Here is a 21608-nt window from a genome sequence, read left to right as displayed (position 1 = left end):
TGCCTTACGGTCAGGGACATGTCGCAACGCACAAGCCACCGCAGCAACAACCAAACCCGTCCACTCATCGCGGTCGATGCGCTGCTGCAGCTGCGCGGCAAGCTTCTTCTTACCCTTGTACTCGTACTCCTTATTACCAACGGAGGTGCGGGCTGAGGGCATGTGTCCAGGTAAATAGAAACAAACCTGAAGACTCCCAAAAACCCCGCACCGGCAACGGAGCGGGGTTTTTTTTGCCTCCAGCAACGCACACACAGCGGAGCCATGATGAAAAATCCAAATCAACCATCTGACGACGGCATTAGCGACGTAGCGGCCGATCACGTGCGAATTTTCGACACCACCCTGCGCGACGGCGAACAGGCGCCCGGCTTTTCGATGGACCGCCGGGCCAAGTTGCGCATGGCGCAGGCGCTGGAAGCGCTGGGCGTCGACGTACTCGAGGCCGGATTTCCGCAGGCCTCGCCGGATGACTTCGCGGCCGTGGCCGACATCGCCCGCCTGCTGAAGACCACGACCGTCTGTGGCCTGGCACGCTGCCAGACCGGCGATATCGACACCACCGGCCGCGCGCTGGAAAAAGCATGGCGTTCGCGCATCCACGTATTCCTGTCGACCAGCCCGCTGCATCGCGAGCACAAGCTGCGCATGAGCAAGGCGCAGGTGCTCGATGCCACCGTGATGGCGGTCGAGCGCGCTCGCGGCCTCTGCCACGAGGTGGAGTTCTCGGCCGAGGACGCGTTACGTACTGAACCCGAATTCCTGGTGGAAGTGTTCAGCGCCGCCATTGCGGCCGGTGCCAGCACGGTCAACGCGCCGGATACGGTCGGTTACACCACGCCGTCGGAAATCTTCGAGCTGTTCACCTACCTGCGCAAGAAAGTCAAGGGCGCGGACAAGGTGGTGTTCTCCAGCCATTGCCACGACGATCTGGGCATGGCGGTGGCCAACAGCATGGCCGCGATCAGCGCCGGCGCGCGTCAGGTGGAATGCACCATCAACGGCATCGGCGAGCGCGCCGGCAACGCCTCGCTGGAAGAAATCGTGATGGCGCTGAAAGTGCGCGGGCACTATTTCGGCGTTGACACGCGCATCGACACGCGCAAGCTGCATCCGACCTCCCGTCTGCTGACCCAAATCACCGGCCAGCACGTGCCGCGCAACAAGGCCATCGTCGGCGATAACGCCTTCGCGCACGAGTCGGGCATTCACCAGCACGGCATGCTGAAGCACCGCGGCACCTACGAAATCATGCGCTCGGAAGATGTCGGCATTCCCGAAGTGCGCATGGTGCTGGGCAAGCACTCCGGCCGTGCCGCCCTGCGCCAGCGTCTGGAAAGCCTGGGCCACGCCGTGGAGGAAACCGCGATGGACGACATCTTCGCGCGCTTCAAGACGCTGGCCGATAAGAAGCGCGAAATCCACGACGAAGATCTGGAAGCGATCGCCATGGGCCTGGATCCCGACATGGCCGGGCCGTGGCGGATCGTGCAGCTCACCAGCGCCACGCATCTGGGTGGCGGCGCCTCGGCATCGGTAAAGCTGGCGCACGACGACGGCCGCGAAACCAGTGAAGCGGCGATCGGCGATGGTCCTGTCGACGCCGTATTGCGCGCGATCGAGCGTGCCGCCGGCAGCGACATGAAGCTGACCGATTTCTCCGTGCGCTCGGTCAGCGAGGGCGGCGACGCGCAGGGCCATGCGCAGCTCACCGCTCGCCACAACGAGCGCGACTGGCACGGTCACGGCATCAGCACCGACATCGTCGAGGCAACCGCGCTGGCGGCGCTGGACATCGTCAACCGTATCGAACGACACACGCCGGCCACGCAGCGCGTTGCCGTCGCACATCTCTGATCACACGCACCGCACTTCTTTCGGAACTCGTCATGACTACACCTTTCATCTGGCACAACGGCCGCATCAAGCCCTGGGCCGAGGCCACCGTCCACGTCAGCGCGCACGCGCTGCACTACGGCTCCTCGGTGTTCGAGGGCGAGCGCGTGTACGCCACGCACCGCGGGGCGGCGTATTTCCGTCTGGCCGATCACACGCAGCGGCTGTTCGAGTCGGCCCGTATGTACGAGATCGACATCGGCTACACCGAAGAGGAGATCAACGCCGCCTGCATCGAACTGATCCGCGCCAACGATATGGCCTCGGCGTACGTGCGACCGATCGTGTTTCGCGGCGCCGGCGGGCTCGGCGTGCTGCCGCGCGACGGTTCGCCGGTGGACGTGTCGATCATGGCGCTGGACTGGGGTGCGTATCTGGGCGATGCGCTGGAGGTCGGTGCCGACGTCTGCGTGTCGTCGTGGAATCGCGCCGCGCCCAACACTTTCCCTAGCTGGGCCAAGGCCGGCGGCAACTACCTCAGCAGCCAGCTGATCGCCTTCGAGGCACGCCGCGGCGGCTACGACGAAGGCATCGCGCTGGGCCATAACGGCTTGCTCAGCGAGGGCGCCGGCGAGAATCTGTTCCTGGTGAAGAAGGGCCGGCTGTTCACCCCGCCGACCAGCGCCGGCATTCTGGCCGGCATCACCCGCGACAGCATCATCACCCTGGCCGAAGACATGGGCCTGCGCGTGGAAGAGCGCGACCTGCCGCGCGAGGCGCTGTACTCGGCCGACGAAATCTTCATGACCGGCACCGCCGCGGAAGTCACGCCGGTGCGCTCGGTCGATCGCAAGCCGGTGGGCAAGGGCGAACCCGGTCCGATCACGCGGTCGCTGCAGCAGGCCTTCTTCGGCCTGTTCGATGGTCGTACCGAAGACACGCGCGGCTGGTTGAATTTCGTGAGTAAGGCCTCCCCCAGCGACGAAGAATCGTCGGCGGATTCCCGCGCTCATGGAAGAGCGCATAACCAAAAGGAGATCGCGGCGTGAGCGCGAAAACGCTATTCGAAAAAGTCTGGGATGCCCATGAGGTCGTGGCCGAAACCGAGGCCACTCCGGCAACCCTCTATGTGGATCTGCACCTGATCCATGAGGTGACCACACCACAGGCATTCACCGAACTGCGCCAGCGTGGCCTGCCCGTGCGCCGGCCCGACAAGGTACTGGCGACACTGGATCATTCCACCCCGACCACGCCAGCCGATACGGCCGGCCACTACACCTATGTCACACCCGAAGCCGAACAGCAGGTGCACATGCTGCAGGCCAACTGCGCCGAATTCGGCATCGAGTTGAACGGCTGGGGTAGCGATCACCGCGGCATCGTGCACGTGATCGGGCCCGAGTACGGCGCCACCCAGCCGGGCATGACGATCGTCTGCGGCGACAGCCACACCGCCACGCACGGCGCGTTCGGCGCGCTGGCCTTCGGCATCGGCACCACCGAAGTCGGCCACGTGCTGGCCACGCAGTGCCTGCTGCAGCGCAAGCCCAAGACGCTGGCCATCCACGTCAGCGGCAAGCTCAAGCCCGGCGTCGGCGCGAAGGATCTGATCCTGCATGTGATCGGCAGCATCGGCGTGGGCGGCGGCACCGGCCAGGTGATCGAATACCGCGGCAGTGCCATCGAGGCCTTGTCGATGGAACAGCGCATGACCGTCTGCAACATGTCGATCGAAGCAGGCGCCCGCGCCGGCCTGATCGCCCCCGACGAAACCACGTTCGCCTGGCTCAAGGGCCGTCCGCGCGCGCCGCAGGGCGCCGCCTGGGACGCCGCCGTCAAGCACTGGAAAACCCTGGTGACCGACGAGGGCGCGCGCTACGACAACGAGGTATTCATCGACGCCGCCGACATCGGCGCCACCATCACCTACGGCACGCATCCGGGCATGGTCACGCCGATCGGCGCGGCGATTCCCGCCGCCCGCGATGCGCAGGAAGAAAAGGCGCTGGCCTATATGCAGTTCAGCGGCGGCCAGCAGCTGACCGGCGAGAAGGTCGACGTGGTCTTTGTCGGCAGCTGTACCAATTCGCGCCTGTCCGATCTGCGCGAAGCCGCCAGCGTGATGCGCGGCCGCAAGGTCGCCCCCGGCGTGCGCGCCTTGATCGTGCCGGGCTCGGTGCTGATCAAGCGCGAAGCCGAAGCCGAAGGCCTGGACGAAGTGTTCCGCGCCGCCGGCGCGGAATGGCGCGAGGCCGGCTGCTCGATGTGCATCGGCATGAACGGCGACATCGCCCAGCCGGGCCAGCTGGTGGTGTCCACCAGCAATCGCAACTTCGAAGGTCGGCAGGGCAAGGGCGCGCGCACCGTGCTGGCCAGCCCGCTGGTGGCGGCCGTCGCTGCGGTCACCGGCCAGATCACCGACCCGTCCGCCTTTCTGGAGCAGGCCGCATGAAGCCCGTCACTGACATCCGCTCGCGCACCGCGGTGCTGTCGTTCGAGAACATCGATACCGACCGCATCATCCCGGCGCGCTTTCTAACCACCACCGAACGTTCGGGGCTGGGCAAGTTTGCTTTCAACGACTGGCGTTACCAGGCCGACGGCAGCGACAACCCGGACTTTCCGCTCAATAAACCGGAAACGAAAGGCTGCGCCATCCTGGTCGCCGGCCACAACTTCGGCTGCGGCTCGTCGCGTGAGCACGCGCCGTGGGCGCTGCTGGATTTCGGCCTGCAGGCGGTGATCTCGTCCGAGATCGCGGACATCTTCCGCAGCAATTCGCTGAAGAACGGCCTGCTCACCATCGTGCTGCCGGCCGATGCCCATCGGCGTCTGCTGGAACAGCCCGGTATCGAGCTGAGCATCGACGTGCGCGAGCAGTTCGTCGCGCTGCCCGACGGCAGCCGCATTGGTTTCGAGCTCGAGCCCTTCGCCAAGCACTGCCTGCTCAACGGCGTCGATCAGCTCGGCTACCTGCTGCAGCAGGACGAGGCCATCAGCGCTTATGAACGTCAGCACGAGCGGCAGGAGATCGCCGCATGAAGGCGCATATCGTCACCCTGCCCGGCGACGGCGTCGGCCCCGAGGTCACCGCAGCGGCGGTCGCTGTTCTGAATGCGGTCGCCAAACACGGCGGCCACGAATTCCGGTTCGAGGAGCATGCGATCGGCGGTACCGCCATCGATGCGTTCGGCGAGCCGCTGCCGGCCGCCTCGCTTGACGCCTGTAAGCGCGCCGACGCGGTGCTACTCGGCGCGGTCGGTGGCCCGAAGTGGTCCGACCCGAACGCCAAGGTTCGCCCGGAGCAGGGCCTGCTGGCGCTGCGCGCGGCGCTGGGCGTGTACGCCAACCTGCGCCCGCTGCAGGTGCATCCGTCGCTGGCCAACCTGTCGCCGCTGAAGAACGACAAGCTGAAGAACGTCGACGTGCTGTTCGTGCGCGAGCTCACCGGCGGCACCTACTTCGGCGCCAAGACGCGCACCGAGGACACTGCCACCGACGAGTGCAAATACACCGTGCACGAGATCGAGCGCGTGGTGCGCCGCGCCTTCGATCTGGCGCGCGGCCGCAAAAAGCACCTCACCTCGGTGGACAAGGCCAACGTGCTGGAAACCTCGCGGCTGTGGCGCAGCACGGTGCAGCGCATCGCGCCGGACTATGCCGACGTCACCGTCGAGCATCAGCTGGTCGATTCGATGGCGATGCTGCTGCTGACCCAGCCCTCGCACTACGACGTGGTGGTCACGGAGAACCTGTTCGGCGACATCCTCACCGATGAAGCAGCCGCGATTGCCGGTTCGCTCGGCCTGCTGCCGTCGGCATCGCTGGGCGACGGGCGCAACGGGCTCTATGAACCGATCCACGGCTCGGCCCCCGATATCGCCGGCAAAGGAATTGCCAATCCGACCGGCGCGATTCTTTCGGCCGCGATGCTGCTGCGTTATTCGCTGCATCTGGACGCCGAAGCAACGGCGATCGAGGCTGCGGTGAACCAGGTGCTGCGCGACGGCCCGCACACCCGCGACATCGGCGGCGACGCCGGTACCGACGCGGTGCGCAATGCCGTGCTGCGCGCACTTGAGCATCACGTCAAAACCTCCAACGCCTCGTTCGCCGATGCCAGCGCGTGAGGCCAGAGTTTCAACGCCTTTTCCCTTCCCCGATTGGACACAGGGACGCGTCCAGTTTTTTTCTGCCGCCATTTCGGCCGATACCCCGCTGCCTCGCGTCATTCAAAACTTCTGGAATCCCTCATGCGTAGTGATCAGATAAAAACAGGCCCCGACCGGGCTCCCGCCCGCGCGATGCTGCGCGCTACCGGACTGGACGATGAAGCGATCGCCAAGCCGCTGGTAGCGATCGTGCATACGTGGTCCAACGTCAGCCCGTGCAACCTCAACCTGCGCGAACTGGCCGAACATGCCGCGGCCGGCGTGCGCGCCGCCGGCGGTACGCCGATCGAGTTCAACACCATCGCGGTGACCGACGGCATTGCCATGGGCACGCCGGGCATGCGCGCCTCGCTGATCAGCCGCGAGGTGATCACCGACTCGATCGAGCTGGCCGTCGACGGCCATTGCCTGGACGCGATGGTGGTGCTGTGCGGCTGCGACAAGACCATTCCCGCCGCGGCGATGGCGATGGCGCGACTCAACATCCCTGCCGTCGCGCTTTACGGCGGAAGCATCGCGCACGGCACGCACGACCATCATCCGATCACCATCCAGCAGGTGTTCGAAGCCGTCGGCGCGCACGGCGCCGGCAAGATCAGCGACGCCGAGCTGACGTCGGTGGAGAAAGACGCCTGTCCCGGCGCCGGCGCCTGCGGCGGCCAGTTCACCGCCAACACGATGGCGATGGTGCTGACCACGCTGGGCCTGTCGCCGATGGGACTCAACGACATCCCGGCCACGCACCCGGCCAAGGGGCACGCTGCGTTTCGCTGCGGCGAGCTGGTGATGGAATGTTTCAGGCAGGACCGCAAGCCGCTCGATCTGCTCAGCCGCACTTCGTTCCGCAATGCCGCGCGCATGGTCGCCGCAACGGCAGGTTCCACCAACGCCGTACTGCATCTGCTGGCGATCGCCCGCGAAGCCGACATCGAATGGAACCTGGAAGACTTCGAGCCGGCCTCGGCGCATACGCCGGTGATCGCCGACCTGCTGCCGGCCGGCCGCTATACCGCAGTGGAACTCTTTGGTGCCGGCGGCAGCGGCCGCGTGGCGCAGGAGCTGATCGCCGTCGACATGCTGGACGACGCGCCGACGGTCACCGGCCGCAGCCTGTTCGAGGAAGCCGCCGCCGCACCGCGCGCGGACAAGCAGGACGTGGTGCATCCGGTCAGTAGCCCGCTGAAGCCGCGCGGCGGCTACTCCATCCTGTACGGCAACCTCGCGCCGGACGGCTGCATCCTCAAGCTGGCCGGCAAGGAAAGCGGTCAGTTCGAGGGTAAGGCGCGCGTCTTCGAGAGTGAGGAAGAAGCCTTCGCCGCCGTGCAGGGCGACCAGATTCACGCCGGGGACGTCATCGTGATTCGTAACGAAGGCCCGGCCGGCGGCCCGGGCATGCGCGAAATGCTCGGCGTCACCGCCGCGCTGATCGGACGCGGCATGGGCAACGACGTGGCCCTGATCACCGACGGCCGTTTCTCCGGCGCGACCCATGGCTTCATGGTTGGCCATATCGCACCGGAAGCGGCGCGCGGTGGTCCGATCGCGCTGCTGCGCGAAGGCGACAGCGTGATCATCGACGCCGAAAAGCGCGAGCTGCGCACCAGCGTCGATCTGGCCAAGCGCCGCGCCGACTGGCATCCGCCGGCACCCAAAGTCACCCATGGCGCGCTGGCCAAGTACGCGCTGCTGGTCGGCTCCGCCTCCGATGGCGCCACGACCCAACCGTCCAATGCCTCCAGCCGTCCGGCCATTCAGACGTCCAAAACCTCTTCCACCCCAACAACGCCTACCCCATCGAACCCAGGAGCCACCGCATGAGCAACGCCACCACCAACGACACTCTCGCCAAGGCGCGCATCGCCGTGCTCGGCTACGGCAGCCAGGGCCGCGCCCATGCGCTGAACCTGAAGGATTCCGGCCTCGATGTGGTGATTGGCCTGCGCCCCGGCGGTCCGACCTGGAAAAAAGCCGAGGCCGACGGCTTCGCCGTGGTCGAGCCTGCCGAAGCGGTGAAAGGTGCCGACCTTGTCGCCGTGCTGACGCCGGACATGGTGCAGCCCACGTTGTACACGGACGTGATCGAGCCGAATATCAAGCCCGGCGCTGCGCTGCTGTTCGCGCACGGCTTCAATATCCACTTCGGCCAGATCAAGCCGCGCGCCGATATCGACGTGATCCTGGTCGCCCCCAAAGGCCCTGGTGCGCTGGTGCGCAGCGAGTACGAGCGCGGTCGCGGCGTGCCGTGCATCTGGGCGGTGTATCAGGACGTCAGCGGCCACGCCGAGGCCACCACCAAGGCCTATGCCGACGGCATCGGCGGCGGTCGCGCCATGCTGATCCAGACCGATTTCAAGGAAGAAACCGAGACCGATCTGTTCGGCGAGCAGGCCGTGCTCTGCGGCGGCGCCAGCGAACTGGTCATCGCCGGCTTCGAAACCCTGGTCGAAGCCGGCTACCAGCCCGAGATCGCCTATTACGAAGTGATGCACGAGCTGAAGCTGATCGTCGACCTGTTCTACGAGGGCGGCATCACCCGCATGCTCGAGTTTGTCTCCGAAACCGCGCAGTACGGCGACTACGTCAGCGGCCCGCGCATTGTCGATGCCGCCACCAAGCAGCGCATGAAGGACGTGCTCACCGACATCCAGGACGGCACCTTCGCGAAGAACTGGACGGCCGAATACAAGGCTGGCCTGCCGAACTACAAGAAATTCAAGCAGGCCGATCTCGATCATCCGATCGAGAAGGTCGGCAAGGAGCTGCGCGCACGCATGCCGTGGCTGCAGTCCGGCAAACAGGCGACACCGGCCGCCGAGCCGCTGAAGAAAGTGGGCTGAAGCCAAAACGCCACGGCCGCCGAGCGATGCCATCCGCGCGGCGGCCGTCACACCCAACCGCAACATCTCATCAAGGAATGCTCATGAAACGTTTCCATATCGCTCTGGCTGTGCGCAACCTCGATGACTCCATTGCCGATTACAGCGCGCGACTCGGCCAGCAACCGCAGCTGGTCGTACGCGATAAGTATGCCCTGTGGCGCACCCGGCAGTTGAATTTCTCGATCAACGAAATGCCCGAGCAGGCCGGCCAGGTCCGGCATATCGGCTTCGAGGACGACGAAGCCAAGGGCTTCACCATTTCCAAAGACCCCAACGGGATCGAATGGGAGAATTTTTCCGTCACCGATCAGGAGGCGCTGATCGAGTCAATCTACGGCGAACCGACCTACGCCATGGTCAATATCGACATGGATGCGCTCGAGCTCATCCGCAACTAGACGTCCAAACGATCGACGCTCCGAATGGGCTCGCCAATAGCAAGCCGATATTCCGCACACAGCCGATACGTGCTGACTCAGGACAATTCACGTGACTACGCAAACGCTGAAAGCGCACAAGCCGACACCCTCCATCGCCATCGACGACGCAAGGCATCCGCTCGCCGGCACGCCGATGAGCGGTGCCGACGTGGTAGTACAGGTGCTCGCCGACGAGGGCGTCGAGGTGATGTTCGGCTATTCCGGCGGTGCCATTCTGCCGGTCTACGACGCGCTGTACCGCTACAACGCGGAGCACCTGCGCGCCGATGGCAGCGAGCCGATGCCGCTGATCGTGCCTGCCAACGAGCAGGGCGCCGGCTTCATGGCGTCGGGTTATGCACGTGCCTCGGGCAAGGTCGGCGTGGCCGTGGTCACCTCCGGCCCCGGCGCCACGAATATGGTGACCCCGGTGCGCGACGCGATGGCCGATTCCACGCCGATGGTGGTGATCTGTGGCCAGGTCGCCACCACCTCGCTGGGCAGCGACGCGTTTCAGGAGGCGCCGGTCAGCAACATCATGGGCGCCTGTGCCAAACACGTGTTCCTGGTCACCGAAGCCGAGGCGCTGGAAGCGACGCTGCGCACGGCCTTTGAAATTGCGCGCAGCGGCCGGCCGGGTCCGGTGGTGGTGGATATTCCGAAGAACGTGCAGAACACCGCGCTGACTTTCGACGGCCAGTCGCGGCTGCCGATTCCGGGCTATCGTGCGCGCCTTCGCGCGGTGGAAGAAGCGCGGCTGGACGATGCGGAATGCGCCGCTTTTTTCGCCGCGCTGGATGCGGCGCAGCGGCCGCTGATCTACGCCGGCGGCGGCGTGATTGCCGCCGAAGCTTCGCAGGCGCTGCGCGCCTTCGTCGAGGCTTTCGGGCTGCCGGTCACCACCACGCTGATGGGACTGGGCGCGCTCGACACCGGTGACGCGCTGTCGCTGCACATGCTCGGCATGCACGGCACGGCGTATGCCAATTACGCGGTCGAGGACTGCGATTTCATCCTGACGCTGGGCGCCCGCTTCGACGATCGCGTGGCCGGCGTGCCGGACAAATTCGCGCCGCGCGCCAAGTTCATCGCGCAGATCGATATCGATCCGGCCGAGTTCGGCAAGGTCAAGGCGATCCAGTGGCATCACTGCGGACCCATGGTGCGCACGTTGCAGCGTTTGACCCAGTACGGCAAAACGCACGGCAAGCGGCCCTCGCTGAAGGCGTGGCACGCGCACATCGCCGAGCTAAAGCGCGTGCATGCGATGAACTACGACCGCGCCAGCAGCTTGATCCAGCCGTATGCGGTGATCGAGGAGATCAACAAAACCACGCACGGCCGCGCCATCATCAGTACCGGCGTCGGCCAGCACCAGATGTGGGCGGCGCAGTATGCGGCCTTTCGCGAGCCGCGGCAGTGGCTGACCTCGGGCTCGATGGGCACGATGGGTTTCGGCCTGCCGGCGGCGATCGGCGCGCAGTTCGCCCGGCGCGATGCGCTGGTGATCGACATCGACGGCGACGCCAGCATCCGCATGAATATCGGCGAGCTGGAGGTTTGCACCACCTACAACCTGCCAGTGAAAGTGCTGGTGTTCAACAACCTCGGCGACGGCATGGTGCGGCAGTGGCAGAAGCTGTATTTCATGGGCCGCTTCGCCGCCTCGGACAAAAGCCTGCGCACCAAGGATTTCGTCAAGACCGCCCAGGCCGACGGCTTCCAGTGGGCGAAGCGGCTGGAGCATCCACAGGACGTGGCGAGCACCGTCGCCGACTTCCTGCGCTTCGAGGGCCCCGCCTTTCTCGAAGTGATGATCGACCCCGATGCCGGCGTCTATCCGATGGTGGGCCCCGGCGCCACCTATGCACAGATGATCACCGGCGAACACATCGCGGCGCGCGATGCCAGCGCGGCGCCGCCCGTGACGTCCACGCCGCTCGTCGACATGTTTTGAGGTTGAATCCATGCGCCACACGCTTTCCATACTGCTGCAGAACGAATCCGGCGCGCTGGCTCGCGTCGCCGGCTTGTTTGCCGCGCGCCACGTCAATATCGACGCGCTCAACGTCGCCGCCACCATCGACCCGGCGATCTCGCAGCTGACCCTGGTGCTGCACGGCGACGAGGCCACGCTGGAGCAGATCGTGCGGCAGACGCGCAAGCTGATCGACGTGCTCGACGTGATCACGCTCACGCCCGACGACAGCGACAGCGTACGACTCGCCACGGTAGCCGCACACTCGTGATTGCTCGCGTCGAACCCCTCAGTGCCTCAGCCCCGCAGCCGGTCCAGACTGTCGATACGCCGACCGACAGCGAGATGGTCAGGCGCGCGCAGTCGTCGCAGGTCTATGACGTGGCGCGCGAATCGCCGCTGGAATTCGCCCCGCTGCTGTCCTCGAAAACCGGCAGCGACGTCTGGCTGAAGCGCGAAGATCAGCAAACGGTGTTCTCGTTCAAGCTGCGCGGCGCCTATAACCGCATGGTGAAGCTGGACGACGCGCAGCGCGCGCGCGGCGTGATCGCCGCATCCGCCGGTAACCACGCGCAGGGCGTGGCGCTGGCGGCGGCCAAGCTCGGCATCCAGGCTACCATCGTGATGCCAGTCACCGCGCCGCAGGTGAAGATCGACGCGGTGTATCGCTTTGGCGGCGTCTTCGTGAAGGTGCTGCTGGCGGGCGACTCCTACAGCGATGCCCAGGTCGAGGCCGCGCGCCTGCAGCGCGAGCTCGGCAGCGTGTTCGTGCATCCGTTCGACGATATCGACGTGATCGCGGGACAGGCCAGCGTGGGCCTGGAAATCCTGCGCCAGCATCCCGAGTCGCTGCACGCAGTGTTCGTGCCGGTCGGCGGCGGCGGCCTGCTGGCTGGCGTGGCCACCTGCATCAAGTCGCTGCGGCCGGGGATCAAGGTGATCGGCGTGCAGGCCGCCGACTCCGACGCCATGGCGCAATCGCTGGAAAGCGGCGTACGGGTCGCGCTGGAGGAAGTCGGTCCGTTTGCCGACGGCACCACGGTCAAGCAGGTCGGTGCGCACACCTTCGAACTGTGTCGGCGCCACGTCGACACCGTGCTGCGCGTGGATACCGACGCCATTTGCGCGGCTATCGGCGACATCTATCAGGACACTCGCAGTGTGGCGGAGCCGGCCGGCGCGCTGGCGCTGGCCGGACTCAAGCAGTATGTCGCCACGCATGGCGCTAGCGACGGCGCACTGGTGGCGGTGGTCTCCGGTGCCAACATGAATTTCGATCGGCTGCGCTTCGTCGCCGAGCGCGCCAGCATCGGCGAACAGCGCGAAGCGGTATTCGCGGTCACCGTGCCGGAGGAGCGCGGCAGCTTCAAGCGGTTCTGTGCCGCGCTGGGCCAGCGCAGTATCACCGAGTTCAACTACCGCATCGGCGATGCCGCCTCGGCACATATTTTTGTCGGTGTGCAGATCGGCATTCGCGCCGACCGCGAGGCGCTGCGCGAGGCGTTCGAGGAGCAGGGTTTTGGCGTGCTCGACCTGACCGACGACGAGCTGGCGAAGCTGCATCTACGCCACATGATCGGCGGACGCTCCGCGCTGGCCCGCGACGAGCAAATCTACCGCTTTGAATTTCCCGAGCGGCCCGGCGCGCTGCGGCGCTTTCTAGAACACATGCACCCGGACTGGAACATCAGCCTGTTTCACTATCGCAACCACGGCGCCGACTACGGCCGCATCCTGGTCGGTATCCAGGTGCCGCCGCACGAGCGCGCCATGTTTCAGCAGTTTCTCGGCACGCTGGGTTATCCGCATTCCGATGAGAGCGAAAATCCGGCCTATCGGCTGCTGCTCGGTAACGATACTGCCATCGTAAACGGCACTTAGCCGGCTTATCGAACGGTAGTCATCGCTATCCTCACTGTGCAATCGCATGCCGTTAACGTGCGCGTCGCCAGTCTTGGAGCTCCCAGACAACGTGGAGCACCGTTTCATGCCAGGCAATCCGATGAATCCGCAACCGCCCTTCGCCGAGCCCGGCAAAGGCTTGCCGGAGCGAGAGATAGACAGTCCGGGACATTCGCATCCTGAAGTCGACGCTGATCCGGATCCATTGGAGCCGGATAGCGACGACGACGTTCTCTAAGGCGATCGGCGGCACGCCTTAGGCCTGCCGCGTACGCTTCATCCGTTTGGGCAGCCCAATCAGAGCGATGAGGATTGAGCTGCCTGAATTAATTCAACGCTATCGTTAACTCCGCGCCACCGCGGGAGCTTCTGCTTGGGGTCGCACTGGCCACGGACGGCCAGGTCGACGACTCGGGCATCGACAGGCCGAAGCCTCACGTTAGACTGTCGGTATGTCGCCACCGCCCCGCAAACGTCAGCCGCGCAAAGCCGCACCTTCGTCCACGCCGCGCACGCGGCCCGGCGCCCCGAGGCCCATAGAGAAGAAACCACCACGGCCGGCCGACAGCTCGACGCGCGCCACGCGCGTACTGAACTGGCTTTTGCAAAAGCTGCCGCCGCGCTACCGTGAGAAGGCGCTCGATTATCTCGTGCTCACGCGCATGGATCGGCCGATCGGTGCGCTGCTGTTGCTGTGGCCGACGTGGTGGGCGCTGTGGCTGGCCGCCGGCGATTTTCCGCCGTGGAAACCGCTGATCGTCTTTACCCTCGGCGTGTTCGCGATGCGCGCGGCCGGCTGCGCCATCAACGACTATGCGGACCGCAAGCTCGATCCGCAGGTCGCTCGTACGGCAGGGCGACCGATCGCCAGCGGTCGCGTCACTCCACGCGAGGCGCTGATCGTTTTCGTCGCGCTGCTCGCGTTCGCGTTCGTGCTGGTACTTTTCACCAATGCGCTGACGATCAAACTGTCGTTCATCGGCGCTGCGCTCGCGGCGGCCTACCCGTTTACCAAGCGCTACACGCACATGCCGCAGGTGGTGCTCGGCGCCGCGTTCGGCTGGTCGATCCCGATGGCCTTCGCCGCAGTTGCCGGCGCCGTGCCGCCGGTGGCGTGGCTGCTATTCATCGGCAACATCCTGTGGTCGGTGATCTACGACACGGAGTATGCAATGGTCGATCGCGAGGACGATATTCGGGCCGGTGCGAAGTCCACCGCCATCCTGTTCGGCGATGCCGACCTGCCCATCCTAGGTATCCTGATGGGCACCTTCCTGCTGGCCATGCTGTTTGTCGGCCAGCGCGCCGCGCTGGGGTGGCCGTACTGGGTCGGGCTGCTCATCGCTGCCGCCCTATTCGGCTACCAGCTATGGCTGATCCGCCACCGCGCCAGGGACGCCTGCCTCGCGGCCTTTCGTCACAACAACTGGCTCGGCGTGACGCTGTGGATCGGCATCGTGCTGGCGCTGGCCGTGCGCTGATCTTCGGCCAACACAGCGGCCACGTAGACGCTTCGCGGCATCAGGATCACTTGCGCTGGATGGAGGCGCTGCGCAACAGCAGGGCAAGTTTGCGCGCATCGACACTCTCGCCACTTTCAGAAGGTGATCGGGCCTGGTCGAACGTGAAGCGTAATGCGATGTTGCCGTCCGTTTGCTTCAGGGCGCTCGGCAGCGGCAAGGTCGTGTCCGGCGGTGGCTTGCCTCGCTCGAACTGCCAGCGCGCAAGACGATGCCCGTTCATGTCCACGTTCACTGTCAGGTGTGGAAAAGCCTCTGGCAGATAGGCATCCACATTCAGAACAATCTTCAAGTCAGCATCGCCCGGCGGCACATGAAAAGCCAGAATTGCCGATGGTCCCACCGACCAGGTAGCGTCATCCCCTGGCTCGCCCCATCCGGCCAGCATATACGGTATGCCATTGCCGTCTTTACCGAATACGCAGGTTTCTCCGATCGCGGCATCGGCAAAATCGTTAATGTCGAATCGATGCAGATAAGGGGCTGACGCGTTTTTGAACCAGCCGGGAGCAACGATCGTCATTCCGTCGATCAGCCCCATGCCGGTGTCTGGCGGAAATAACCGCTGCGCTGTTTTCAGCGACCCAAGGGCTGATGATTGCATCAGATAAAGACCATTGGGATCGAGTAGGCCCTCGAAAAACCGTTCGTGTCGGATCTGACGAGGCTCCTGCAACGCGGCGGCAGGTAGCCGCGCGGCATACGCTGTATCGATGGCAAAGCCATGTGCGCCTGCCAAGGACTCATAAGCAATATTCTCGCCGTCTTTATATTGCCCGGGGATCACGTAGATATTCGCGTAGCGCGATCGGGCCTGCGCCCAGAACGCCGACGGAAAGACAGGAAATTTACTGTTGGCCACCGTGGCTGCGGAAGCACGATTGATCGCATGATAAAAAGGAAACAGGTCAAATAGCTGTACGACAAAAAACAACAGCAATACACGGATGCAGACAGGCCGTGAAAAGCGCAACGTGCTTCGTACGGCAGCCAGCATCAACAGATAGTAAACGGGCCAGAACAACCTTCCCGACGCCCGAAATACGTTCATCGCCGATGTGATTTTCGCGGACATCGGCAAGACAAAAAGCACGCGGGAGCCCAACGTCACTTCATTGCTTATCGCCAGCAATGTCAGAACGGCGCAGCTGAGGATGAGCGCCAATTCCGGTGCTTTTTGCCAGTTTCCCGCCGCGCTGCCGGGTTGCCGAAAGTGTGTGGCGATGGCATGAAAAATCCCAAGCATCAACGCCATCAAGATACCCATACCGAGATGGTTGAAACCCTCGTACTGGCCCGAGGTGGCGCCCTGCGGCGAGTTCGGCAGAACCGGCCCCGCACCTATCCACGAGAAGGGCGCAAGCAAATTCATCGAGAAATAACCAAAGCCGCCGCTCGATACATCCATGTCGAGGAAATAGCCGGCCAGCCACATGATCGAGACCGAACCGGCGACCGAAAGGACCGCCGCCGTTGCCACGCGGCCGATCGACCACCGGCGATCCAGCACGCCGTATCGAAGCAGGTAAGCTGCCCAGATCGCGTACACCATGAACATAAGATAGGCGTGTACCAATGGCGCCAGCCAAAGCAAGGCGAGCCAATGCAGGGTCCGCCGTCCTTGTGGAGGCGCGTAGTAGAGATAGAGCGCCGCCACAATGAACCAGTGCGCCGTCAACGCCAGATGCCACTGCGCCCGGAAGAGCATGATCGGGCTGAGCAGAAAAAGCAGAACGCCTAGAACCAGCACGGATCGACGGCTGGTAAACAACGCCAGCAGGCGCAGCGCAAAATAGCCCTGCAGGGCATAGCAGGCACACAGCCACAATCCGTGATACTGAAATGCTTCCGGCAGCCATGCACGCAGCAACTTGAATGTGATGGCCAGCAGCGGGATGGAATCGGAATAGACGATCGAACCGGCTTGCTCCATACCCATCGTGTGCGTGAGGCCCAGCGGGAGCGACCACGGCTCGTGCCGAAAAAACAGCCAACCCAGATAACTTTGCGCGGGGTCGCCACTGGCCAGCCATCCAATCCGGAAGGGATCGACAATCGACGGATCGAGCAGCAGAGTGAAAACGATCGCGCCCGTCAGAGCGGCGACAAGCGCCAGTTTTTGCACGACCCGCTCTTGTTCTGCGTCAAAAGATAGTTGTACTTTCATCAACGTCGGTCGTTCCGATGGATTGTTCGGTGAATGTTCCGAACGGACCCCTGCAGGGAATCAATCCGCTGCCGGCTCGCAACGATTCCGCCGAGAGAAACAGCATCATACACAGCGCGAATCTGTAAATTCGCTCGTCAGCATACTGAAGCCTTGAACGATTGCGAACAGGTTCGGCTGAACCACTTGGGACCATGCCCCACCGCAAGAACGTGAACCCGTGGCAGGCCGCCCGCGCATGCTTGGACAACACACGGCGCGGCCTTTGGCATCTGCGCGCTTGTCGACTGTCGCCACCAAGATCGCACCTTGTTCGAGCGTGTGTCGGCGGCTATTTCATGGCGCTGTCATGAAGGCTCATTAGATTTGTGGATTCGGAAACAGTTGCCGGTCGATCTCTCCCCTGTGGACATGCCTTTGAAGCTGGACCATGCCCACGGCTTTTCGCGCCTGTTTTCCGAACAGCGCGCGCCGCTGAACAGCTATTTCCTCAAGCGCACGGCGCACGCGTGGGACGCGCAGGATCTGGTACAGGAAACCTATCTGCGCTTGCTCGCCGCCGATCAGCACGGCGCGGAAAGCATCCGCAATCCCGAAGCCTACCTCTATACCATCGCCGCCAACCTGATGAAGAAACATGCGGTGATGCGGCGCAGTGCGCCCGTGGGAACTGAGGGCCTGGAGGACATCATCGAGCGACTGGCCACGCCGTGCGACGCGGCCGCCGGTGTGGATCGCGAGGTGCGACGACAGCGCCTGGGCGAACTGATCGGACGGCTGTCGCCGAAATGTCGGGCGGTCCTGGTGATGCATTACCGCGACGAACTCAGCTATCGCGAAATCGGCGCGCAGCTGTCGATTTCAGCCAGCATGGTGAAGAAATATATCGTCAAGGCGCTTGCCGTGTGCCGTCAGGGAATGGGCCGCTATGACTGATCGATCCACACGGGATGTCTCCGGCGCCGATATGCGCCGCGCGACCGAGCAGGCGGCCAGCTGGTATCTGGATCAACGCCAAGGATTGTCGGCAACCGAGCAGCTCGCATTTCTGCTCTGGCTGAAGCAGTCGCCCCTGCATGTGGGCGAATACCTCGCCATCGCCCGCATGCACGGCGACCTGCGCGGCGCCGCCGCGATGGAGACGATGGATACCGCCGAGCTGCGCACGCTGGCGGCGAGCGAGCCGGCGGTCGTCACGCTGCACGGCGAACGCAAGACGCCGTGCGTCCCGGCCAAGCAAAGGACGCGCGGCGAGGGCCCTCGCCGTCGTCGATCAAAACGCTGGCTGGCTGCCGCAGGCATCGCTGCGTTAGGACTTTTCACGAGCGGTGCGCTGCTGTTTACGCCCGGCCGGCCAAGCGGCGATGTCTACGCCTCGACCAATGGCCAGGGGCATAGCCTGGAACTGCCCGATGGCACTCTCGTGCAGCTGGACCGCAACAGCGCTATTGCGGTGGACTTCGGCCCAAGCTTGCGCCGTATCGAGCTGCTGCACGGCAATGCGCTCTTCGACGTAGGCAAGGATCCTTCGCGGCCTTTGCAGGTACGTCTGGGCGCGAGCATGCTGCGGGATATCGGCACCGTGTTCGCAGTGCGCCGCGACGATGCCGGCAATGCGGTGACGGTCATCAGCGGGCGGGTCGACGTGCTCTCGCCCACCCATCCATGGCTGGATGCGCTGGCGCGCCGGCTTGGCCGTTCGTCCGGGCCGAACCACGTGGTCGCGAATCTCGGCTGCGGCGAGCAGGCCGTAGTTGCCGCCGACGGTGCGGTGATCGCCTCGAACAAACGCGCCGATATCGATCGGGCCACGGCGTGGCTTCCGGCGGATATCCAGTTCCGCAACAGCACGGTGGGCGACGTGGCGCGCCGCTTCAATGCGTACACCACCACTGCGCTGATGATCGACGATCCGCAGGTTTCCCGCATGCGGATCAGCGGCCGCTTCCACGCGCACGATGTCGATGCCTTTCTGGCGTACTTGTCCAGCCTGCACGGCGTGCAAGTGAAGCGCGATGGCGCCCGTGTACGGGTGGTCGCGGCCGCTTCGTCGAAACGCTGACACCGTCGGCTGTAAGAAAAAATTCATCAAATCAGCGGTACCCGGTTCGCTGGCCGGGCACTCGTAGATGGTCATGTGGCGGCAAGCCGCGCGTCGCGCGCTGTCGCCAGCCATGCATTCAACCATCAAGGGTCACCGCCATGCGTAGACAACTCGCCATCCATATCGCGCTACTGCTCGGCAGTGCGCTGCCCATTCTTGCATCGGCGCAGAGCCTGCCAGCCGAGACGGCGGATTCGCGCCAGAGCCAAGCGATCGGCGCCATGCCGCTGACCGAAGCGTTGGACGTGCTGGCCCGACGCAGTGGCCTGCAGCTGGTCTATCAGTCCGAGGTTGCCAGCACGGTGCGCAGCAACGGTGCGGCGGCAGGCCTGAGTGCGAGGCAGCAGCTGCATCTGCTGCTGAAAGGCACCGGACTGGATTACCGCTTCGTCACACCGACTACGGTGACCATCGTGGCGGCGCACGCGGCGGGAAACGCGCCCGCCGCAAGCGCGCGGGCGCCACGCAGCATTCCGCCGATCGAGGCTGCGGCCAATGTTCCGCATGACCTGGCACCGGTCAGCGTCAGCGCCAATGCGGTCGATACGCTGGCGCCGAGCGCCGCACCGCTGGACGCCATCCAGCCCACCTCGGTGATCGACGAGCGCTTTATCCGCGACGGCCTGCGCTTCAACGCAAACTTCGACGACATCATCAAGTACGCGCCCAGCGTCACGGTGACCTCACCCGAAGGCCCGGGCCTGGGCAAGAACGAAGGCATCAGCATCCGCGGCTTTCAGGACGGCCAGTTCAACATCACCTTCGACGGCATTCCCTTCGGCGACGCCAGCGATCTGCACCACACGACCTCGGCGTACTTCAACAACCACGTGCTGGGGCAGGCCGAAATCGACCGCGGCCCGGGCGGCGGCAGCACGATCGGCAACGCCACCTTCGGCGGCACCGTGGGCCTGCGCTCGCGCGATCCCAGCAGCGTACCGGGCGTCACCGCGTATCTCACGCTGGGTAGCTGGAACACGCGCGCCGGCGGCGTCAGCGCGGACGGTCAGCTCGGCGCACACACCCAGGTATTCGCCGACGTCTCCAAGGAGTCCAGCGACACCTATCTGAACGGCACCGACGATCAGCGCAACCATATTTTCCTGAAGACAATCACCGACCTTGGCGCCGACACCGCGCTGACCTTCGTCACCAGCTACAACGAGGAACACCAGAACACCGTACAGGGCGCGACGAAACAGGAGATCGCGCAGTTCGGCTGGCGCTACGGCCTGTCCGACAACCCCGCGCTGCAAAGCTACAGCGGCTACAACAACGCCGCGTACTACTCCAGCTTCAACTACCTCGGCCTCACCAGCCGCATCGGCGACTGGAGCGTGGACAACAAGGTCTACTACAACAGCTTCGATCACTGGTCGCGCAAGACCACCGATGCCAGCGACAACAACTCCGCCGACAACGGCGTGACCTTCTACAACGCCGCCGGCAAGAAGGTCGGCAAGGCCGCCAATGACGTGCCCGGCAAGCTCGCCGACGCCGGCTTCCATGCATTCGGCGACGTACTGCGGCTGAGCCGCGATCTGGGGCCGGGCACCCTGCAGGCCGGTGCGTGGCTGGAGCGCAACATCGACGCGCGCTACCAATATCCGCTCGACCTCACGACTGGCCAACAGACAGGCACCAAGTACGGCTATCTCGACAACTACCTGTTCGGCGATCGTACCGACACCGTACAGCCCTACCTGCAATACGACTGGAAGGTCAGCGACCGGATTACGGTCAGCCCCGGCCTGCGCTACTCGGAAGTGACCCGTTCGATCAACGCGGCGATCAACAAGACAACGCCAGTGCCGCTGGATGCCGAGGCGACCTATCACTCCACCCTGCCCTCGCTCAGCGTGCACGACCAACTGAGCGATCAGTGGGCGGCCTACGCGCAGGCGGCGAAAGGTTTTCTGGCGCCACCGATCGACGTGATCGAAACCAATGCCTCGCGCGGGCTCAAGCCGGAACAGACCACCAACTATCAGCTCGGTACCAGCTTCGCCTCCCGCAGCTTCACCTTCGGCGCGGACGTCTACTACATCGACTTCACCAACTATCTCACCGAAACCCAGGTAGCCACGACCGAGGGCAACGAGCTGACCTATATCAACGGCGGCGGCGCGATTTACCAGGGCGCCGAGGTGGAGGGCACCTACGCGCTGAACCACGAGTGGAGCCTGTACGGCAACGCCAGCTACAACGAGGCCACCTACAAGCACAGTAGCGTGCAGGTGGCGGCCACGCCCAAGGTCACCGCGGCGTTGGGCCTGCTCTACAGCGGCGAAAGCGGCTACTTCGGTTCACTAATGGGCAAGTTCATCGGCAAACAGTACGGACTGGACAACACCACCGACGCCAACGGGGATACGGTATTCGCCAACGGCCAGCGACTGGGTGGCTATGTCGCGGTGGATGCGGCGCTGGGCTTTCGCTCCGAGCACGGCGGCGTGTCGAACAAGGGCTACTCGATCAGCGTGGACGTCAACAACTTGTTCAACGTGCACAAGCTGACCGGCTACGCGGGCACGCAGTCGGTCAGCGGCAATGCGTTGTATTTCGGCCTGCCCGGCCGCGGCGTATTTCTCGATCTATCGATGAAGCTCTAGCATGCGCCATCCTTCG

17 protein-coding genes are annotated in these 21608 nt (G+C 64.4%); 16 read left to right on the top strand and 1 reads right to left on the bottom strand.

The features are described 5' to 3' along the window. Positions 1-18: 18 nt before the first annotated feature. The 13 genes from HDE78_RS15500 to ubiA all read left to right on the top strand — a co-directional run bounded on the left by HDE78_RS15500 (position 19) and on the right by ubiA (position 14670). The gene (locus HDE78_RS15500) at positions 19-156 is read left to right on the top strand and encodes a hypothetical protein (RefSeq protein ID WP_179481076.1); all 138 of its coding nucleotides are present in this window, start codon (positions 19-21) and stop codon (positions 154-156) included. Positions 157-267: 111 nt separating this feature from the next. After that, positions 268-1857 (top strand): 2-isopropylmalate synthase, encoded by a 1590-nt coding sequence (locus tag HDE78_RS15495; RefSeq protein WP_179481074.1) that lies wholly within the window; start codon positions 268-270, stop codon positions 1855-1857. Positions 1858-1889: 32 nt separating this feature from the next. Further along, positions 1890-2885, top strand: a complete 996-nt coding sequence (locus HDE78_RS15490; protein WP_179481072.1) for a branched-chain amino acid transaminase — start codon at positions 1890-1892, stop codon at positions 2883-2885. Then, entirely contained in the window at positions 2882-4291 is a 1410-nt protein-coding gene (leuC, locus tag HDE78_RS15485) for a 3-isopropylmalate dehydratase large subunit (protein ID WP_179481070.1), read from the top strand. The genes HDE78_RS15490 and leuC overlap by 4 nt, the downstream gene beginning before the upstream one ends. Next, entirely contained in the window at positions 4288-4881 is a 594-nt protein-coding gene (gene leuD / locus HDE78_RS15480; RefSeq protein ID WP_179481068.1) for a 3-isopropylmalate dehydratase small subunit, read from the top strand. The genes leuC and leuD overlap by 4 nt, the downstream gene beginning before the upstream one ends. Then, positions 4878-5969: a 3-isopropylmalate dehydrogenase gene (gene leuB / locus HDE78_RS15475; protein ID WP_179481066.1), complete on the top strand. Its 1092-nt coding sequence runs from the start codon at positions 4878-4880 to the stop codon at positions 5967-5969. The genes leuD and leuB overlap by 4 nt, the downstream gene beginning before the upstream one ends. Positions 5970-6092: 123 nt before the next feature. Further along, complete coding sequence (gene ilvD / locus HDE78_RS15470; RefSeq protein WP_179481065.1) at positions 6093-7829, top strand: dihydroxy-acid dehydratase; 1737 nt, start codon at positions 6093-6095, stop codon at positions 7827-7829. Next, a complete protein-coding gene (gene ilvC / locus HDE78_RS15465; RefSeq protein ID WP_179481063.1) occupies positions 7826-8848 on the top strand; it encodes a ketol-acid reductoisomerase in 1023 nt (340 codons plus the stop codon). The genes ilvD and ilvC overlap by 4 nt, the downstream gene beginning before the upstream one ends. An 83-nt stretch (positions 8849-8931) precedes the next feature. After that, positions 8932-9288, top strand: coding sequence for a hypothetical protein (locus HDE78_RS15460; protein WP_179481061.1), 357 nt, complete (start codon positions 8932-8934; stop codon positions 9286-9288). Positions 9289-9463: 175 nt separating this feature from the next. Next, positions 9464-11266, top strand: a complete 1803-nt coding sequence (gene ilvB, locus HDE78_RS15455; RefSeq protein WP_179481116.1) for a biosynthetic-type acetolactate synthase large subunit — start codon at positions 9464-9466, stop codon at positions 11264-11266. A 10-nt stretch (positions 11267-11276) separates the two neighbouring features. Continuing rightward, positions 11277-11558 (top strand): acetolactate synthase small subunit, encoded by a 282-nt coding sequence (ilvN, locus tag HDE78_RS15450; protein ID WP_179481059.1) that lies wholly within the window; start codon positions 11277-11279, stop codon positions 11556-11558. After that, positions 11555-13168: a threonine ammonia-lyase, biosynthetic gene (ilvA, locus tag HDE78_RS15445; RefSeq protein ID WP_345776076.1), complete on the top strand. Its 1614-nt coding sequence runs from the start codon at positions 11555-11557 to the stop codon at positions 13166-13168. Before ilvN ends, ilvA begins: the two co-directional genes overlap by 4 nt. 473 nt (positions 13169-13641) lie before the next feature. Further along, positions 13642-14670, top strand: a complete 1029-nt coding sequence (gene ubiA / locus HDE78_RS15440; RefSeq protein ID WP_179481057.1) for a 4-hydroxybenzoate octaprenyltransferase — start codon at positions 13642-13644, stop codon at positions 14668-14670. A gap of 46 nt (positions 14671-14716) precedes the next feature. Here the strand turns inward: ubiA and HDE78_RS15435 are convergent, their stop codons facing one another. Beyond that, positions 14717-16876, bottom strand: a complete 2160-nt coding sequence (locus tag HDE78_RS15435; RefSeq protein ID WP_179481055.1) for a DUF6311 domain-containing protein — start codon at positions 16874-16876, stop codon at positions 14717-14719. Positions 16877-17185: 309 nt separating this feature from the next. On the opposite strand from HDE78_RS15435, the gene HDE78_RS15430 reads away from it, so the two are divergent. The 3 genes from HDE78_RS15430 to HDE78_RS15420 all read left to right on the top strand — a co-directional run bounded on the left by HDE78_RS15430 (position 17186) and on the right by HDE78_RS15420 (position 21592). Continuing rightward, positions 17186-17812, top strand: coding sequence for a sigma-70 family RNA polymerase sigma factor (locus HDE78_RS15430; RefSeq protein ID WP_255457844.1), 627 nt, complete (start codon positions 17186-17188; stop codon positions 17810-17812). Then, a complete protein-coding gene (locus tag HDE78_RS15425; protein WP_179481053.1) occupies positions 17805-18938 on the top strand; it encodes a FecR domain-containing protein in 1134 nt (377 codons plus the stop codon). The genes HDE78_RS15430 and HDE78_RS15425 overlap by 8 nt, the downstream gene beginning before the upstream one ends. 140 nt (positions 18939-19078) lie before the next feature. Beyond that, positions 19079-21592 carry a TonB-dependent receptor gene (locus HDE78_RS15420; RefSeq protein ID WP_179481051.1) on the top strand — a complete coding sequence of 838 codons (2514 nt, stop codon included), beginning with the start codon at positions 19079-19081 and terminating at the stop codon, positions 21590-21592. Positions 21593-21608 lie beyond the last annotated feature (16 nt).

The organism is Rhodanobacter sp. K2T2, from assembly GCF_013408815.1.
Lineage (GTDB): Bacteria > Pseudomonadota > Gammaproteobacteria > Xanthomonadales > Rhodanobacteraceae > Rhodanobacter.
The sequence above is the reverse complement of the archived record's forward strand: the minus strand, read 5'-3'. Positions and strand labels throughout refer to the sequence as shown.

Coding starts and splice junctions, on each gene's coding strand:
- HDE78_RS15435 (WP_179481055.1), bottom strand. CDS start 16,876: ATGAAAGTACAACTATCTTTTGACGCAGAACAAGAGCGGGTCGTGCAA.
- ubiA (WP_179481057.1), top strand. CDS start 13,642: ATGTCGCCACCGCCCCGCAAACGTCAGCCGCGCAAAGCCGCACCTTCG.
- ilvB (WP_179481116.1), top strand. CDS start 9,464: ATGAGCGGTGCCGACGTGGTAGTACAGGTGCTCGCCGACGAGGGCGTC.
- ilvC (WP_179481063.1), top strand. CDS start 7,826: ATGAGCAACGCCACCACCAACGACACTCTCGCCAAGGCGCGCATCGCC.
- HDE78_RS15420 (WP_179481051.1), top strand. CDS start 19,079: ATGCGTAGACAACTCGCCATCCATATCGCGCTACTGCTCGGCAGTGCG.
- HDE78_RS15500 (WP_179481076.1), top strand. CDS start 19: ATGTCGCAACGCACAAGCCACCGCAGCAACAACCAAACCCGTCCACTC.
- HDE78_RS15460 (WP_179481061.1), top strand. CDS start 8,932: ATGAAACGTTTCCATATCGCTCTGGCTGTGCGCAACCTCGATGACTCC.
- leuB (WP_179481066.1), top strand. CDS start 4,878: ATGAAGGCGCATATCGTCACCCTGCCCGGCGACGGCGTCGGCCCCGAG.
- ilvD (WP_179481065.1), top strand. CDS start 6,093: ATGCGTAGTGATCAGATAAAAACAGGCCCCGACCGGGCTCCCGCCCGC.
- HDE78_RS15425 (WP_179481053.1), top strand. CDS start 17,805: ATGACTGATCGATCCACACGGGATGTCTCCGGCGCCGATATGCGCCGC.
- ilvN (WP_179481059.1), top strand. CDS start 11,277: ATGCGCCACACGCTTTCCATACTGCTGCAGAACGAATCCGGCGCGCTG.
- HDE78_RS15495 (WP_179481074.1), top strand. CDS start 268: ATGAAAAATCCAAATCAACCATCTGACGACGGCATTAGCGACGTAGCG.
- leuD (WP_179481068.1), top strand. CDS start 4,288: ATGAAGCCCGTCACTGACATCCGCTCGCGCACCGCGGTGCTGTCGTTC.
- HDE78_RS15490 (WP_179481072.1), top strand. CDS start 1,890: ATGACTACACCTTTCATCTGGCACAACGGCCGCATCAAGCCCTGGGCC.